Origin of the sequence: Pseudomonas sp. PS01297 (assembly GCF_029959305.1) — a bacterium.
GTDB lineage: Bacteria > Pseudomonadota > Gammaproteobacteria > Pseudomonadales > Pseudomonadaceae > Aquipseudomonas > Aquipseudomonas helleri.
Genome location: NZ_JASCPQ010000006.1, coordinates 44,924 through 61,354 on the forward strand (window position 1 = coordinate 44,924; position 16,431 = coordinate 61,354).

The window sequence follows — 16,431 nt, forward strand, 5'->3', positions numbered from 1 at the left end:
CTGCACCTCTGTGGGGTGCTGCGGCGGGCAGGGCAGTGGGTCGTTAAAAACGGAAAGCGCCGGGTAACAGTTGCTCGATGGTCCAGTCGCGGCTGGCCGATTCTTGATGCCCGACACAAAACACCGGGCAGTGAGCAAGCATGAGTTCGTGCATGACCTGACGGCAGGCGCCGCAGGGGGAAATCAGCGCCACTTTGGGGGCATACACCAGCATCGCCTTGAAGCTGCCGGGGGCATGTCCCTGGGCAATCGCGCTGAACAGTGCGCTGCGTTCAGCGCAGTTGGTCAGCCCATACGAGACGTTCTCGACGTTGCAGCCGCGGATGATTTGATCATCCGCGGTCAGCAACGCGGCCCCGACAGGGAAGTCCGAGTGCGGGCACCAGGCGGCTTTCGAGGCCGCAATGGCCTCGGGCAGCAGGCGCTCGTAGAGTGCTTGCGCTTGGGCCGTGCGGCTCATCGCTGGGCACTCTTGGCCAATGCATCGTCGACCTTGTGAATGCGCTTCGCGGGGGTGTGTTCGCCCACCGGGTTACCGGCGCGGTCGTTGGCTTGCAGGTAGTCGATCAGCGCATTGAGGTCATTGAGACCGGTGTCCAGACGTTCGCTGGCGTCCTTGAAGACCGTGAAGTTATCGCCGCCACCGGCCATAAACGAGTTGACCGTGACTTGGTACGGGTAGTCGGCAATCACCGGCACACCGTCAATTTTCATGCTGTTGGCCAGTACCCGGTCACCTTGAGGTTTGCTGGCATCCCAGCTGTAAGTCAGCGAAGACGACGGCTGCAACGGGTAGAAGCCGAAACCGTTGTTTTGCCACTGTTGTTCCAGCAGTTGTTTCAGCTGTGCGCCGGTCAGGGTGAGGATGTTCAGGGTGTTGTTGAAGGGCTGGACCGAGGCCACCTGGCTGTAGCTGAGTTGGTCCTGGCCCGGGTCAAGAATCAGGTCGGTACGGATCCCGCCGAGGTTGATGAACGCCACTTGCGCACCCAGCGAACGGGTGGCATGCAATTGCGCATCGGACACCAGGTCGCCCATGGCGGACTCGCCTGCGGCGTTGAGTGTGCGTTTGACTTCTGTTGCGGCCATGCGCGCGATTGGCTTGTTCAGTTGCTCATGGCTGCGGGCTTCGACTTCGGCCTGTTGCGCAGCGATTTCTGGCATCGGCTGGTAGCGCTTGGGGTCGACCACAATGTTTTCGGCCTTGGCATCCAGCAACTGGTGCTTACCGGTGTCGATCTTCAGGTTCAGGTGCGTGACCAGACGCCCGTACGAGCTGGCCTGGGTGATCAGTTTGTCGCCCAGGCGGCACATGTAGCCCTGGTGGGTGTGCGCGGTGATCACCACCTTGATTTCCGGGGCCAGACGATTGGTCACATCGAGGATGTCGCCCTTGAGCTGGCTGCAATCGGTCTTGTCGAAGGATTCGGCGGTTTCGCCGCCCTGGTGAATCACCATGATCACCGCGTCCACGCCTTGCTTGTGCAGTTCTGGCAGCAGCGCGTTGGCCGCTTCGGCTTCATCGATGGTGTACAGGCCGTTCATGCTTTGGGTGCTGACATAGGTCGACACATTGCGCAGCACGGCACCGACGAACGCGATTTTCGCGCCGTTGGCTTCTTCAATCTGGTAAGCCGGAAAGAGCGTCTTGCCGGTTTGTGCGTCCATCAGGTTGGCTGCCACATAGGGGAAGCGCGTGCCTTTGTAATCCTTGCTGTACAGGCAGGCCTTTTCCGGGCGAGGTGAGTCGCAGCCGCCGTTGATCTGGCGTTGCAACTCAATCGTGCCCTGATCCAGTTCATGGTTGCCGATTACGCTGAATTTCAGCCCCAGGGTGCCGAGAGCCGTCAACGTCGGCTCGTCGGCCCACATGGCAGACATCGGCGGGCTGGCCCCAATCATGTCCCCGGCGCCGACCAACAGCGTTTGCGGGTCTTTTTTGCGCAATTCGCTGACCACACCGCTGAGGGCGTTGATGCCGCCCGCCTGCATCGTCACCTTGCCACCGGGCGCCGAGGCATCGGCGTAGGTGAACGGGTTGGGTGCGAGGTTGCCGTGGAAGTCGTTGATGGCAGCAATGTTGACCTCGACCGTTTTGCCGGGCGGGTTACAGGCGGCTATTGCCATGGCCAGCGGTAGAATCAGGCTGGCCTGGCACAGGCGCGAGAATACATTCGACATGGGGGCTCCTTGGCTTGGCTCAGGCGGTACGTGGCTGGCCGGCCAGCGAGGCGGCAGGCGTAGGGGAGGCGACGTACTGAGTGCCCAGGCCTGCGCGCAGCAGAAGCATTTTCAGGTTGTCGTTGATCAGTTCCAGGCGGTCTTGCAGGTGGCTGTTGAAGACCATGCCCACCAGTGCAATGGCGATACCCAGCGCGGTGGCGTACAGCGCCGTACCGATACCGCGGGACACTTCACCCGGGTCGGAAACACCGGCTTCGGCCAGGGCCTTGAAGGTGTCGATGATGCCCATGATGGTGCCGAGCAAACCCAGCAGCGGTGCGCCGGCGACGACGGCTTCGAGGATCCATAGGCTGTGGGACAGCTTGCCGCGCATGGAGATGTAAATGGCTTGGCCGAGGTCTTCGAGTTCCTGGTGCGAGTGCAGTTGGCGACGGCCGTCGTAAATTTGCGAGAGCAGTTGCAGCGGCAGGCTGTCACGTTGGGTCAAGGCTGCTGGCAGGTCGTCGACGCTGCGCACTTTGCCGCTGATGGCCGGGACCAGTTGGCGGGCCTTGCGCAGGGAGTAGCTGAAAAAGATGCAACGTTCAACGACGACAAAGGCGGCCAGCGCAGCAGCGCCGTACATGACGTAGAAAGTGAGATCGTGCAGCAGATTCATGTTCATCAGGTTCTTCCTATGGGTGGGTACAGCCCAGGCCCGCTGTTTAGCCGGGCCTGGTTACAGGTCAAATCAAGGGTTAGAAGCTGGCTTCAAACGAAACCATGGCAGTACGTTCTTCACCGACGTTGTAGTACGGCGTTGCAGCGTTCAGACCGTTAACCGGCGCGGCGTTGAGCACCACGGTGCGTGCCGACGACAGGTATTCCTTGTCGAAAACGTTGAGCATCGAGACGCGGATGGCGGCAGATTTGAAGATCTTTTTGTCGACTGGCAGGCGCACACCGGCGCTCAGGTCAACGGTGGTACGGCCAGCGATTTCCTGGTCGTTGGTCAAGTCGCCGTAGTAGCTGCCGACGTATTTGCCGGCGATGTTGGCGTAGTAGCGTTTGTTGTCCCAACCGATGCTGGCGTTAAGCATGTTTTTCGGCACGTTGGCCAGTTGTTTGCCCGCGGTCGGCAGGTTTCTGTTGCGGATTGTGATGTCGTCTTTCTGCTCGGAATCGGTGTAGGTGTACGAGGTGTAGTAGTTGAAGTTGTACGGCAGCAGGCCGCTCCACTCCAATTCCAGACCTTTGTTGACCACACTGCCGACGTTGAGCATTTCGTAGTCGCCATCCGAGTTGGTGGTCGACAACTGACGGTCGCGGTACGAGATATGGAACAACGTTGCGCTCAGCGCCATGTCGTCCTTAGTGAAGCGCCAGCCCAGTTCCTGGTTCCAGCTCAGCTCAGGCTTGGTGCTGATCGAGTCGCCGACGTTGTACAGCACGTAGTTAGGCGGGGTACGCATGTTGCGGGTGATGTTATAGAACGCCTGGTTCTGCTCGTTGATCTGGTAACGGGCGCTGAAGTTCGGCAGGAACTGGTGGTACTTGGCGTCACGCTTTTCAGGCTTGTTGTACAGGTCGCCGAGGTTGTTACCATCACGCTCGACGTACTGGTAGGCAAGGCCACCGACCAGGGTCAGGTCGGGTGTCACGATCCAGGTGTCTTGCAGCGAGAGTTTCTGTGCCGGGGTAACGGTGTACTGATGGCGGCCTTGTACGGTTACGCCATTGTTGTCTTTAACCTGGTTGCCGGAGTTGTAATCGCCCCAGATGTCGCTTGGCGCGCCGTTGGCATCGATGCTGATAAATGGCTGGGTCTGGCGCTGACGGGCGCGCTCGTACCAGTAGCCCAGGTCGATGCTGTGGGACTCGTTCATGTCCCATTTCAGCTTGTTGTAGATACCTGTACGCCAGGTTTCGGTCCAGGAAGGGCGGTAGTAGGTGTCGTACGGCAGGCCCTTGAGGTCGTAGTTGCCGGCTTTGCTGCTGGTGGACGACAGGGCGGACGCAGTCTGGCCGCTGAAGCTGCCGCCGTTGGCCCACATGTAGTAAGGCGCAATGGACAGTGACAGGTCGTCGCGCAGCTGGAAGCGCTGGGTCAGCGTGGCGGACACGTTTTCAAACGGGTTACGGTTGATCTTGTAATACGAGGTCAACTTGCCGCTGCTGTTGTAGATCGGGTTTTCTGCGTAATCAAGGCTGCGACCCGACTTCTCGAACTGCGCCTTGCTCAGCGTGTTGTAGTTATAGTTGTCCTGGCGGTTGTATTTAATGATGGCGTTGGTCGAGTTGCCATTGCCGTCTTCAAACAACGTGTTCCATTCAACTTTGTCTGCGCGTACAACACCTTTACCGCGCCACTTATCACCTTCGGTGTGCGACGCCGATATATAGGTTTTAAAACCATTGATATCGCCGGTGTTAATACGCACAAACGATTTGTCGAGGCTGTTGGAACCCACTGCTTGTTTAACGAAAACACCAAAGTCTTTCGTCGGACGCAGGGTCACCAGGCCGATGTTGCCACCGCTGGAACCAATATGCGGGCCGTCAATTTCCGAAGAACCTTGAGTGGCGAATATTTCACTGAAATTTTCCGGGTCGCCGAGCAAGTTTGGATAGATCGAGTAGTCACCCGAGTCGTTGATCGGGATGCCGTCAGCCGAGACGCCGACCTGGTCGGAGTTCATGCCGCGCATGGTGAAGCTGGTGCCGCTGAGGCCCGAGGCGTCGGTGCTGGACACGTTGATGCCGGGCGTGTACTTGAGTTTGTCGAGGGCGTTGGCAGTGGGTGCCATTTCGTCCATCGCCTCTTTGGTCACAGTGGAGCGGCTCTTGGCCGAGTCTTCCTGAACCATATGGCCATTGCCCAGACTTTGGCCGGTTACTTTAACGTCACCTATATCAACTGAATCTTGCGCGAGCGCAGACAAAGTCCAGCCGCCAACCCCAACGGCCAGCAACGTTGCAAATAAAGTATTGAGTTTCAAAACGCTTTCCTCTTGAACATCATGAGTGGAGCAGAAGTGGTTTTAGTTATTGCTCAATGTTGTATACAAGCGTGGCGCTAAAGCGGTATTTATCCTTACCCGAAAAAGTGTTGTCGGGAAAAGGCACAACTTGGTCGAGGCGTTTCAAGCTTGTTTGTGCTGCTCGATTGAGCAACATGTTTGCCGCCTTCTTTTCAATGCCCGAATCGAGCACCTTGCCGCTTCGATCAATCAGCAACCACACCACCACATTGCCTTCCGGGCGTTGTAATGAAGCTTCGCGACCTCGCGGGTATTGCTTGTATCTCTCTAACTCCGCCAGCAGGCGAGCGGTGTAGCGGCTCTCCTGGTCTGCCGGGTTGGTGTGTGGCACTTGCGCAACAGGTCTGGTCACCGGGGCTGCCGCAGGCGGTGCTGCTGTTGGCGCGGGGGCCGGTGCCTGCACCACGGGTTGAGGCTTGGGCGGTGTCGGTGCGGCCTTGACCACTTGCGGCTTGGGCTTGGGCGGCGGCGGTTTTGGTGCCGGCGGCTTGGGCTTGGGTGGCGGTGGTGGCGGCTCTTCGATTTGCGCTTCGGCCTCTTCGATTTCCGGCGGCGGTGGCGGTTGTTCAACCACTGGCTCAGGCTCGGGTTCAGGCGGCGGCGGGAGCAACTCCTCAGGATCGATCAAGGCGATTTCGACGGTTGTATCGTCGTACTTCGGCGTGATCTTCAAGGTCGTGTGGGTGGCGCTATGAATGGCCACCGCCAGCAGGCAAATCGCTGGAAGACAGGCGATTGCTTTGCGGGATTTGAAAAGAACCGACATGACTTAGAGCTTCCGGGTCGCGATGGAAACGGAGGAGAAACCGCTGCTTTTGAGCACGTCCATCACGCTCACCAAACGCGCTACTTCAACACCCTCATCGCTGTTGAGGATGATCACCATCTTCTGCTCAGGATTTTCCATGGCCTTGAGCTGTACCACCAGTTCGGTCTGGTCCAGGTCCTTGCCGTCCAGTTGCAGGCGGTCGTCCAGGCCCAGGGTAATCACAGCCTTGTTTTGCGGCTTGAGTTGTTGCGCGTGTGCAGCGCCTGGCAACTGAGTCTTGATCCCCAGCGCAGGGATCACGTTGAGACTGATCAATACGAAAAACACCAGCAGAAACATCATCACGTCGATCATCGGAATGATCTCGATATGCAGGCGCTTTTTCTTCGGTTCTTCCCAGCTTCGCATCACGTGTACTCCAGTCCACAGAGGGGATCACACAGCTGATCGCCCATTCAGATTCTCACTTGTGGTTAGCCAGGGCACAGTAGCTGTCGAACCTGTCTCAAGTGACAGGTTGGAGAGTAGGGGAGCGGTGTTTCATTTTGATTTCAGCAATATTATTTTGTTACGAAAGCTCTGGATGTGTGTTGTTTCTGTAAAGCTGCTGTGTAAGTCGCGGTTTTTTATGGGTTTTAACGCGTTTTTATGGGTTTTGTTTTGGGACGCAGGATGTAGGTGAGTTGCTGGCTCAAACTGAAAAAAACTGACATGTGTGTCAGTTTTTTGGATTTATGAGTGGCTTTCAGCATGGGAAGGGGAAGCAGACCGTGACAATGTCGACGACACGTTACGGTCAAGTCATGGTGATTTGTATGACAGCGAGGTTAAAACTTGCAAACAGCTCAAGATCAAAAGAGCCCCCTCACCCTAGCCCTCTCCCGAAGGAGAGGGAACCGATTGGGGGATGCTGACGATTATCGGTGGCCTGTTTGCTGCGCGACAGCGCGGCGTCTAAGACGGCGCGGTCCCTCCTACAGGACCATCACCATCTCGTGCCACGCCATCCCGCCATGCTCGGAGGGCGAAGGCTGCACGTAGGCATAGCCAAAGTGTTTGTAAAGGTCGATGTGCTGTTCTTTGCACATCAGGTGAATGGTGGATTTGTCCATGCCGCGCATATGCTCGACAAATTGGCGCATCAGCTTGCCCGCATGGCCCTTGCCTTGATGGGCCGGATCCAGCACCACCGACATGATCACGACATTGGCTGCGTCTGGGTCGTGGCCTATCAGCTCTTTGAAAGACTCGTCGGACATGACCACTTCATGGGCGCAACCACTGTTGATGAACCCGGCGATTTCGCCCTCCAGTTCCAGCACCAGGAAGCCTTCTGGATACTGACCGATACGCGTGGAAATTTTTGCGAGGGTGGCGGCTTCGTCGCCTTCGTAGGCGAGGGTTTCGATTTCGAAGCAGCGATCGGTGTCAGCGGGTACTGCCTGGCGGAAGATGGGGTGTGTCATGTGGATCAATCCTGTTGAAGCGCGAGTAGGTTTGCCATTTTAAGATCGGCGTGGAATGCGCATACTGCATTTTTTTCAGGCTGTGATGCACGCTATGCACTTAAATCTGCGCCGCCTAGATCTAAACCTGCTCTTGGTTTTTGACTCGCTGTATCGCCATCGTAGCGTCACGGCGGCGGCCGAAGAACTTGCAATGAGTCCTTCGGCCTGTAGCCATGCCCTCGCCAGACTGCGCCAGGCACTCTGCGATGAGCTTTTTGTACGTCAGGGCAGCGCCATGCAGCCGACCGCCCAGGCAGAACAACTGTCAGCGGCGGTTGATCAGGCGCTTCAGCTTTTGTCCTCAGGAGTCGATGCGGCTGGCACGTTCACGCCGTCCACCAGCCAGAAGACCTTCACCTTTACCGCGACAGACGCTACCTCACTTGCCGTGTTACCGGGCCTGATTGCCAGGCTTGAGCAACTGGCACCCCGTGTTCGGCTTGAGGTCCACAGCGCCAGCCACAGGGATTCACTGGATGATCTGGCAAGCGGAAGAACCCAGTTCGTACTGGGTTTTGCCGATGAGTACAGCGGCTCATATGAAGGGATCGAAGCGCTGGAAGGATTTACCGATGACTATGTGGTCGTGGCCAGCAGCACCCATGTGCAGGCGGGTGCCGGGCTTACGCTTGAACAGTATTTAAGCGCCAGGCATATCGCCGTCATCCCCTGGCGGGATGCTGGCAGCGTGATCGATGCAGCGTTGGCGCGGCAAAACCTCACGCGGGATGTCGCCGTACAAGTGCCAGGTTTGGCAGTAGCACCATCACTGGTGCACGGTTCGCGGCTTTTGCTGACCCTGCCTCGCCGCGTGGCGGGCCAGCTCTGTCAGGACACGGGTTTTGCAGTCTTTGAGACCCCCTTTTTATCGCCGCGCTATACCCTAAAAGTACTTTTCCATGCGCGTAATGCCGGTACTCCAGCGCATCGTTGGGTGTGTGAGCAATTGAGGTTTGTGCTTGCTAACGCTGATGTTGCTGCCTCATCAAGTGCATCAGCGTGTTAACCGTTACGCCCCAAAAGAGTCAGCCCACTCCTTTAGGGCGTTTTTACGAGAGTTTCGATGTTTTAAGACTAAAAAGTTTAAGCTTCGCGCTTAACCACCAAGGTCAAAATATCGTAACTGGCGACCAGTTCGCCCAGTTGATTGGTCACTTCAACATCCCACGCCACCACCCCTTGCGGGATGCCTTGGGGGCTCTTCTTGCCCTGGTCAATCTTGCGCTTGCAGGTCAGGCGCGCCTGAATGGTGTCGCCAATCCCCACCGGGTTGATAAACCGCAGAGTGTCCAGCCCGTAGTTGGCCAGTACCGGGCCGGGTGCCGGGGAGACGAACAGGCCGGCCGCTGCCGACAGCACAAAGTAGCCGTGGGCAATGCGTTTGCCGAACTGCGATTCCTTGGCGGCGATGTCGTCGAAGTGCATATAGAAGTGATCACCCGACAGGCAACCGAAGTTCACCAGGTCGGCTTCGGTGACGGTGCGCCGGTGGGTCAGGAGTGACTCGCCGATCTGCAGGTCCTGGAAGTACCGGCGGAACGGGTGCACCTCGGTTTCGATGACCTTGGCGCCGCGTACGTATTCACCGGTCACCGCTGCCAGCATGCTCGGCGAGCCCTGTACGGCGGCGCGTTGCAGGTAGTGTTTGACTGCACGCAAACCGCCGAGCTCTTCGCCGCCCCCCGCGCGGCCCGGGCCGCCGTGCTTGAGTTGCGGCAGGGGCGAGCCATGGCCGGTGGACTCTGCCGCCGATTCACGATCAAGCACCAGTAAACGGCCGTGCCAGGCTGCCGCCACCGGGATGGCCTTGGCCGCAATGTGCGGGTCTTTGGTGATCAAACTGGCCACCAGGCTGCCTTTGCCGCGAGCGGCCAGTACCAGTGCTTCGTCGAGATCGTCGTAGGCCATCAAGGTGCTGACCGGGCCGAACGCTTCGATGTCATGGGCGCCGCCTTCAGCATGCGGGTCACGGGCTTGCAGCAAGGTTGGAGCAAAGAACGCACCCTGGCTGACGTTTGTTCCGCGTGGCTCAAAACCGTCGCGGGCACCGAACAGCAGGTCGCTGCTTTGCAGCAGGCTTTCAAGGCGTTCGCTGACGTCTTTATGTTGATCATGGGAAGCCAGGGCGCCCATGCGCACGCCTTCGACCGACGGGTCGCCGACCACGACTTTACGCAATCGATCACGCAAGCGGCTGGCCACCGCATCGATGTGCTTGGCCGGGACGATGGCGCGACGGATGGCGGTGCATTTTTGCCCGGCCTTGGTGGTCATCTCGCGGGCTATTTCTTTGATGAACAGTTCGAACTCTTCATCGTCCGGGCTCACGTCCGGGGCCAAAATTGCGCAGTTCAGCGAGTCAGCTTCGGCGTTGAACGGCACCGAGTGACGGATCAGGTTGGGGTTGACCCGCAGCTTGGCGGCGGTGTCGGCGGACCCGGTAAAAGTCACCACATCCTGGCCTTGCAGGCGGTCGAGCAAGTCACCGGTGCTGCCAATGATCAGTTGCAGGCTGCCCGCAGGCAGCAAGCCCGACTCGTCCATCAGACGCACCACGGCCTCGGTCAGGTAGCTGGTGGCGCTGGCCGGTTTGACAATGCACGGCATGCCGGCCAGAAAGCTGGGGGCAAATTTTTCCAACATGCCCCAGATCGGGAAGTTGAAGGCGTTGATGTGCACCACCAGGCCGCCACGGGGCACCAGAATGTGCGTGCCTGCGAACGTGCCCAGCTTGCTCAGTGGCATCGCCGGGCCCTCGTGCACGATGTTGCCCGAAGGCAGTTCGCGTGAGCCGAGGCTGGCATAGGTGAACAGCGTGCTGTTGCCGCCCTCGATATCAATCCAGCTGTCGGCACGGGTCGCGCCACTGTGGTGGGACAGCGCGTAGAGCTGTTCTTTACGCTCGCTCAGGTACAACGCCAATGCCTTGAGACGCTGGGCGCGCTGTTGAAAATCAAGAGCCTGCAGGGCGCTGATGCCTTGATGGCGACCGTGCTCGATGGCTTCGGCAAAGTCCAGACGCTCCTCGTGGGTGCGCGCCAGTTCGTGGCCGTCGATGGCACTGCGCAGCACTTGAGCGCCGTGTTGGCCGATCCAGCGGCCAGCGATAAAACTTTGCAGGGTAGGGGCGTGAGGCATCACGGTTCCTCCGGGTTAAAAATATGGGATTAGTGTTTGCTGGCGCCCGCAGCGCCAATGCCGGTCATGGAACGAATGAACTGCGCCAGGTATCGGCCGCGCTCAAGGACCGCGCGGGGCGAACGGTCGGTCACGGAAAAGAACCACGCGCTGAAAAACGCCAGGCTCATGGAAAACAACGCGGGGTTGGAATACGGGAACAGCGCCTTGTCGTGGTGCAACACGTTGACCCACACCGCCGGGCTGAGCACCAGCAGCACAATCGCCGAGACCAGCCCCGACAGGCTGCCGAGTACGGCGCCGCGGGTGGTCAGGCCTTTCCAGTACATGGAAAGGAACAGCACCGGGAAATTCACCGAGGCGGCAATTGCCAGCACCAGGCCGGAAAGGAAGGCAATGTTCTGAGATTCAAACAACAGGCCGAGGATGATCGCCAGCACGCCAATGCACAGGGTGGCGATGCGCGACACGCGAATTTCCTGCTGTTCGCTGACCTGGCCCTTGCGAATCACGCAGGCATACACGTCATGGGACACCGCTGAGGCACCCGACAGTGCGAGCCCGGCCACCACCGCCAGGATCGTGGCGAAGGCCACCGCCGAAATGAACCCCAAAAACAGGTTGCCACCCACCGCCTGCGCCAGGTGCACGGCGATCATGTTGCTGCCGCCGATGATTGCGCCGCTGGCGTCACGGAACTCCGGGGCGGTGCCGACCATGACGATGGCGCCAAAGCCGACGATGATCAGCAGCAGGTAGAAGTAGCCAATAAAGCCGGTGGCGTAGAACACGCTCTTGCGGGCTTCCTTGGCATCGCTGACGGTGAAAAAACGCATGAGAATATGCGGCAGGCCAGCGGTGCCGAAAATCAAGCCAAGCCCCAGGGAAATGGCCTCGACAGGGTTGGCTAGCAAGCCGCCCGGCGCCATGATCGCGGTGCCTTTGGCGTGGACTGCGCTCGCCTGGGCGAACATCGCTTCGGTGCTGAAGCCAAAATGCTTGAGCACCATAAAGGCCATGAAACTGGTGCCGAACAACAGCATCACCGCCTTGATGATCTGCACCCACGTGGTCGCCAGCATGCCGCCAAAGGTCACATAGAACACCATCAGCACGCCAACCAGGATCACCGCGTAGAGGTAGTCGATGCCAAACAGCAGCTCAATGAGTTTGCCCGCCCCGACCATCTGCGCCACCAGGTACATCAACGCCACGGTCAGGGTGCCGAACGCTGAAGTCAGGCGTACCGGCGTTTGTTCAAGGCGATACGAGACCACGTCGGCAAATGTGTATTTGCCCAGATTGCGCAGGCGCTCGGCAATCAGGAACAGGATGATCGGCCAGCCGGCCAATACGCCCAGCGCGTACAAAAGCCCGTCATAGCCGTTGAGAAACATCATCGCCGAGATGCCCAGAAACGACGCCGCCGAGATCATGTCACCGGCAATCGCCAAGCCGTTCTGAAAACCGCTCATACCACCGCCAGCGGTGTAGAAGTCACTGGCCGAGCGTGTGCGCAAGGCCGCCCAGCGCGTGACGCCGAGGGTAAACAGCACAAACACCATAAACATGCCGATGGCGTTCCAGTTCAATGGCCGTGATGTTTCCTCGGCGGCAAGCGCCAGGTCCGCGACCATCACTAAAGGCAAAACAAACCCAGCATTGAGGCGGCTCACAGGGCGCACTCCTGCTTGAGTTTATCGTTAAGCGGGTCGATGACCCGGTTGGCCCGGTACACATAAAAGCCGGTCAGGGCGAAGGCCGCCAACACCACCAGTACACCGACGAGCATGCCCACCGAGGTCACGCCGTCACTCAGGGGCTGGCCCAGGGTGGCCGGGGAGAACGCCACCAGCAGCACAAAGCCGAAGTAGATCACCAGCATGATCAGCGACAGCGACCAGTAGAGGTTTTGCTTGCGGCGTACCAACTTAATGAAATCGGGGTTTTGACAAATACGCTGGATGTCGTCGGGGGACATGGTGGTGTGCTCCTTCTTATTGTTGTAGTGGGGCGGGACGGTGTTACAGCTGGTCGAAGTCCAATACCACCTTGTCGCTGACCGGGAATGCCTGGCACGACAGCACATATCCGGCAGCCACTTCGTAGTCCTCGAGGGCGTGGTTGCTGTCCATCTCCACTTCGCCTTCGATCACCTTGCACTTGCAGGTCGAGCACACCCCGGCCTTGCACGAATACGGCAGCTCGGCACCCTGCGCGTTGCCTGCGTCGAGGATGCTCTGGCTGTTGCGCGGCAGGTCGAAGGCCAGGGCGCGACCGTCACTGATCACGGTGATCTGGCTGACTGCCGCGTCGATCTGGCGGGCCGCCTCGCGGGCCTCGCGTTTTTGCTGGCTGCCGGCAGCGGCAAAGAGTTCGAAATGAATGTTCTCAGGCGCCATGCCCTCAGACTTGAGGCAGTCGCGCACGGTTTCGGTCATCTCTTGCGGGCCGCAGATAAACGCGGCGTCGAGTTGCTTGACGTCGAGCCAGCGGGTGAACAGCTGGGTGCATTTTTCGGCGTTGATCCGGCCGTTATAAAGGTCGACGTCCTGTTGTTCACGGCTGAACACGAAGATCAGGTTCAAACGCTGCAAATAGCGGTTTTTCAAGTCTTCGAGCTGCTCGCGAAACAGTGCGCCGGAGCTGGAGCGGTTGCCGTACAGCAACGTCACGCGGCTGTGCGGTTCGGTCTGCAAGGTGGTCTTGATGATCGAGAGAATCGGCGTAATGCCGCTGCCAGCCGCCACCGCCAGGTAATTGCCATGGCGCGCCGGGTCCAGCTCTACGTGAAAATGCCCGGCGGGCGGCATCACTTCCAAACTGTGCCCGGCCTTTAACTGCTCGTTGGCAAAGGCTGAAAAACGCCCGCCTGCGACACGTTTGACGGCAATTCGCAGTTCGCCGTCATTGACCCCGGCGCAGATCGAATAAGAGCGACGTACTTCTTCACCGTCCAGCAGGGTACGCATGACCAGATGCTGGCCCTGGGTGAAGTGAAAACTGTCTTGCAGGTGCTGCGGAATGTTGAAGGCGATGGACACCGCATCACGGGTCTCGGTGCGCACATCCTTGATGGTCAGGCTGTGAAACTTACTCATGGTTATTCTCCAACCAAGACGGCCGAGGGCGCCTCAGATGCATTTGAAATAGTCGAACGGTTCCAGGCAGTCGCGGCAGCGGTACAGTGCCTTGCAGGCGGTGGAGCCGAATTCGCTGAGCACTTCGGTGTGGGTGCTGGCGCAGTGCGGGCAGGCGATCACCGGGCTTTCGCCGAGCAACGTGCGCTTGCTGGCGCTGCCTTGCGGCGGTGCGATGCCATAGGCGCGCAGGCGCTCGCGGCCACTGTGGGTGATCCAGTCGGTGGACCAGGCCGGGGTCAACTTGCGCTCCAGTTGCGGTGCGCGAAAACCGGCCAGCTCCAATGCCTCACGAATGTCGCTCTCGATCACTTCTGTGGCGGGGCAGCCGGAATAGGTGGGCGTGACCACCACATGCAAGTGCCCGGCTTGCCAGGCCAGATCGCGGACAATACCCAGGTCGACCACGCTGACCACCGGCACTTCCGGGTCCATGACCTGCGCAAGGATGGCCCACGCCGCCGCCAGGTCGGTGGGTTGCACCGGGCGCGCGCCGAGGTCGCTGGCGATCAGCTCACCAGGTTGCATCGGGGTACGCTCGGGGCAAAAACTGCATTTCGGCCAGCAGAATGCCCAAGTGTTCGGTGTGCAGGCCGCGTCGCGCGTTCAGGTAGAAATAGCTCGGTGCCGCGGGCACGGGCAGGGTGGCGCGGGTAAACGTGTCGCTGACGGTGGCTTGCCATGTGGCAGCAACGTGGGCGGTGTCCGGCGTGATGGCGGCCTCGCACAGGCGTTGTTCGCTGTCATCGGCGCTAGTCAGTTCCACGGTAAAGCGCCACACCTCGGGGAGGGCGGCGAGCATGCGCGCGTGGCTTTCGTCGGTGCCGTCACCGAGCCGCTCCACCCATTCGCTGGAGCGGCGCAGGTGGTAGGTGACTTCTTTGACGGCTTTGGCGGCGATACCGGCGATGCGCTCGTCGCTGGACTGGCTCAGGCCTTCAAGGACTGGCAGGTGCCAAGCGTCATACAAAAACTGCTTGAGAATGGTGACCGCGTAATCGCCATTGGGTTGCTCCACCAGCAGCAAATTGCGATAGGCCCGCTCATCCCGGCGGAAGGCCAGGTGGTCTGCATCGCGGCCGTCATCCAACAGTTCGGCGGCGTATTCCAGCCAGTTGCGCGCCTGGCCGACCAGGTCGAGGCCGACGTTCATCAGCGCCAGTTCTTCTTCCAGTGCAGGTGCATGGCCGCACCACTGGCACAGGCGCTGGCCCTGGATCAGGGCGCTGTCGCCGAGGCGCAGGAGGTATTCGATCAGATCAGTAGTTGGCTTCATGGTTGACCTCACATGTGCCCGACTTCGGCCGGCAACTCGTAGAAGCTGGCGTGGCGGTAGACCTTGTCGTCGGCCGGGTCAAACAACGGGTCTTTTTCATCCGGCGACGAGGCGGTAATCAACCTGGAGGGCACCACCCACAGGCTGACGCCTTCGCTGCGGCGGGTGTACAGCTCGCGGGCGTTCTCGATGGCCATGGTGGTATCGGCGGCGTGAACGCTGCCGACGTGCTTGTGGTTGAGGCCGTGCTTGCTGCGCACAAAGACTTCAAAAAGGGTCCATTCAGACATAGCGGCAACTCCGGATCAGGCAGCGTTCTTATTGTGTTTTTTACGGGCATGGGCGACGGCGGCTTCGCGCACCCAGGCGCCGTCTTCAATGGCCTTGCGGCGGGTGGCGACGCGCTCCTGGTTGCACGGGCCGTTGCCCTTGAGCACTTCGTAGAATTCGTTCCACTGGATTTCGCCAAAGTCGTAATGACCGCGTTCGGCGTTCCACTTCAGGTCCGGGTCGGGGCAGGTGCAGCCCAGCAGTTCAAGCTGTGGAATGGTTTGGTCGATGAAACGCTGGCGCAATTCGTCGTTGCTCTGGCGTTTGATCTTCCAGGCCATGGACTGGGCGCTATTGGGGGAGTGTTCGTCGCTGGGGCCGAACATCATCAGCGACGGCCACCAGAGGCGGTTGATCGCGTCCTGGACCATGTCTTTTTGTGCCTGATTGCCTTCGCGCATCATGGTCAGGAGGATTTCGTAGCCCTGGCGCTGGTGAAAGCTCTCTTCCTTGCAGATACGCACCATGGCCCGCGAATAGGGCCCGTAGGAGGTGCGTTGCAGCACCACCTGGTTGACGATGGCCGCGCCATCCACCAGCCAGCCGACCGCGCCCATGTCGGCCCAGTTCAGGGTCGGGTAATTGAAGATGCTCGAGTACTTGGCCTTGCCGCTGTGCAGCTTGGCGATTTCTTCGTCGCGGTCGGCGCCCAGGGTTTCCATCGCGCTGTACAGGTACAGGCCGTGGCCGGCTTCGTCCTGGATCTTGGCCATTAATTGCAGTTTGCGTTTGAGCGACGGTGCGCGGGTGACCCAGTTGCCTTCCGGCAGCATGCCGACGATTTCTGAGTGGGCGTGTTGAGAGATCTGGCGGATCAGGGTTTGCCGATAGGCATCGGGCATCCAGTTTTTGGCTTCGATCTTGATTTCGGCGTCGATTTTTTCCTGGAAGGCGCGTTCCTGATCGGACATCTCCGCCAGGTCCTTGATGCGCTTAACGCCGGTTTCTACAAGCTGTGCGTACATGGGGCTCTCCCGCCTTGCATGTGTTCATAGGCATGGAGAACTTTATAAGCGATACAAAAATTAATATCAAACACAAAATAGTGTGTTCTATTTATTTTTTG

At 59.3% G+C, this 16,431-nt stretch carries 16 protein-coding genes; 1 reads left to right on the top strand and 15 read right to left on the bottom strand.

Annotated features, from left to right (window positions below):
• Nucleotides 1-43 precede the first annotated feature (43 nt).
• The 7 genes from QMX84_RS03895 to QMX84_RS03925 form a co-directional block, all read right to left on the bottom strand.
• The gene (locus QMX84_RS03895; RefSeq protein ID WP_048372724.1) at nt 44-460 is read right to left on the bottom strand and encodes a cytidine deaminase; all 417 of its coding nucleotides are present in this window, start codon (nt 458-460) and stop codon (nt 44-46) included.
• Nucleotides 457-2,181 (bottom strand): bifunctional metallophosphatase/5'-nucleotidase, encoded by a 1,725-nt coding sequence (locus QMX84_RS03900; RefSeq protein ID WP_282363216.1) that lies wholly within the window; start codon nt 2,179-2,181, stop codon nt 457-459. Before QMX84_RS03900 ends, QMX84_RS03895 begins: the two co-directional genes overlap by 4 nt.
• A gap of 19 nt (nt 2,182-2,200) precedes the next feature.
• Nucleotides 2,201-2,848, bottom strand: coding sequence for a MotA/TolQ/ExbB proton channel family protein (locus QMX84_RS03905; RefSeq protein ID WP_048372726.1), 648 nt, complete (start codon nt 2,846-2,848; stop codon nt 2,201-2,203).
• 73 nt (nt 2,849-2,921) lie between these two features.
• Nucleotides 2,922-5,162 carry a TonB-dependent receptor gene (locus QMX84_RS03910; RefSeq protein ID WP_282363217.1) on the bottom strand — a complete coding sequence of 747 codons (2,241 nt, stop codon included), beginning with the start codon at nt 5,160-5,162 and terminating at the stop codon, nt 2,922-2,924.
• Between the two features lie 46 nt (nt 5,163-5,208).
• Nucleotides 5,209-5,970: an energy transducer TonB gene (locus tag QMX84_RS03915; RefSeq protein WP_282363218.1), complete on the bottom strand. Its 762-nt coding sequence runs from the start codon at nt 5,968-5,970 to the stop codon at nt 5,209-5,211.
• Between the two features lie 3 nt (nt 5,971-5,973).
• Nucleotides 5,974-6,381 (bottom strand): biopolymer transporter ExbD, encoded by a 408-nt coding sequence (locus QMX84_RS03920; RefSeq protein ID WP_048372729.1) that lies wholly within the window; start codon nt 6,379-6,381, stop codon nt 5,974-5,976.
• 566 nt (nt 6,382-6,947) lie between these two features.
• A complete protein-coding gene (locus QMX84_RS03925; RefSeq protein WP_262124484.1) occupies nt 6,948-7,439 on the bottom strand; it encodes a GNAT family N-acetyltransferase in 492 nt (163 codons plus the stop codon).
• A gap of 94 nt (nt 7,440-7,533) precedes the next feature.
• Here QMX84_RS03925 and QMX84_RS03930 point away from each other — a divergent pair, with 94 nt between their 5' ends.
• Nucleotides 7,534-8,487, top strand: coding sequence for a LysR family transcriptional regulator (locus tag QMX84_RS03930; RefSeq protein WP_282363219.1), 954 nt, complete (start codon nt 7,534-7,536; stop codon nt 8,485-8,487).
• A 77-nt stretch (nt 8,488-8,564) separates the two neighbouring features.
• Here QMX84_RS03930 and paaZ read toward each other — a convergent pair whose 3' ends face one another.
• From paaZ to paaA, 8 genes are read right to left on the bottom strand one after another with little or no spacing between them, the layout of a single operon-like run.
• The gene (paaZ, locus tag QMX84_RS03935; protein ID WP_282363220.1) at nt 8,565-10,619 is read right to left on the bottom strand and encodes a phenylacetic acid degradation bifunctional protein PaaZ; all 2,055 of its coding nucleotides are present in this window, start codon (nt 10,617-10,619) and stop codon (nt 8,565-8,567) included.
• Between the two features lie 29 nt (nt 10,620-10,648).
• A complete protein-coding gene (locus tag QMX84_RS03940) occupies nt 10,649-12,295 on the bottom strand; it encodes a cation acetate symporter (RefSeq protein WP_282363221.1) in 1,647 nt (548 codons plus the stop codon).
• Entirely contained in the window at nt 12,292-12,600 is a 309-nt protein-coding gene (locus QMX84_RS03945; RefSeq protein WP_282363222.1) for a DUF485 domain-containing protein, read from the bottom strand. The genes QMX84_RS03940 and QMX84_RS03945 overlap by 4 nt, the downstream gene beginning before the upstream one ends.
• Nucleotides 12,601-12,643: 43 nt before the next feature.
• Nucleotides 12,644-13,720, bottom strand: coding sequence for a 1,2-phenylacetyl-CoA epoxidase subunit PaaE (gene paaE, locus QMX84_RS03950; RefSeq protein WP_262124492.1), 1,077 nt, complete (start codon nt 13,718-13,720; stop codon nt 12,644-12,646).
• 33 nt (nt 13,721-13,753) lie between these two features.
• Entirely contained in the window at nt 13,754-14,287 is a 534-nt protein-coding gene (paaD, locus tag QMX84_RS03955; protein WP_153334897.1) for a 1,2-phenylacetyl-CoA epoxidase subunit PaaD, read from the bottom strand.
• Complete coding sequence (paaC, locus tag QMX84_RS03960; protein ID WP_153427912.1) at nt 14,274-15,035, bottom strand: 1,2-phenylacetyl-CoA epoxidase subunit PaaC; 762 nt, start codon at nt 15,033-15,035, stop codon at nt 14,274-14,276. The genes paaD and paaC overlap by 14 nt, the downstream gene beginning before the upstream one ends.
• 8 nt (nt 15,036-15,043) lie before the next feature.
• A complete protein-coding gene (gene paaB / locus QMX84_RS03965) occupies nt 15,044-15,325 on the bottom strand; it encodes a 1,2-phenylacetyl-CoA epoxidase subunit PaaB (protein ID WP_153334899.1) in 282 nt (93 codons plus the stop codon).
• A 15-nt stretch (nt 15,326-15,340) separates the two neighbouring features.
• Entirely contained in the window at nt 15,341-16,330 is a 990-nt protein-coding gene (paaA, locus tag QMX84_RS03970; protein ID WP_048372745.1) for a 1,2-phenylacetyl-CoA epoxidase subunit PaaA, read from the bottom strand.
• Nucleotides 16,331-16,431 lie beyond the last annotated feature (101 nt).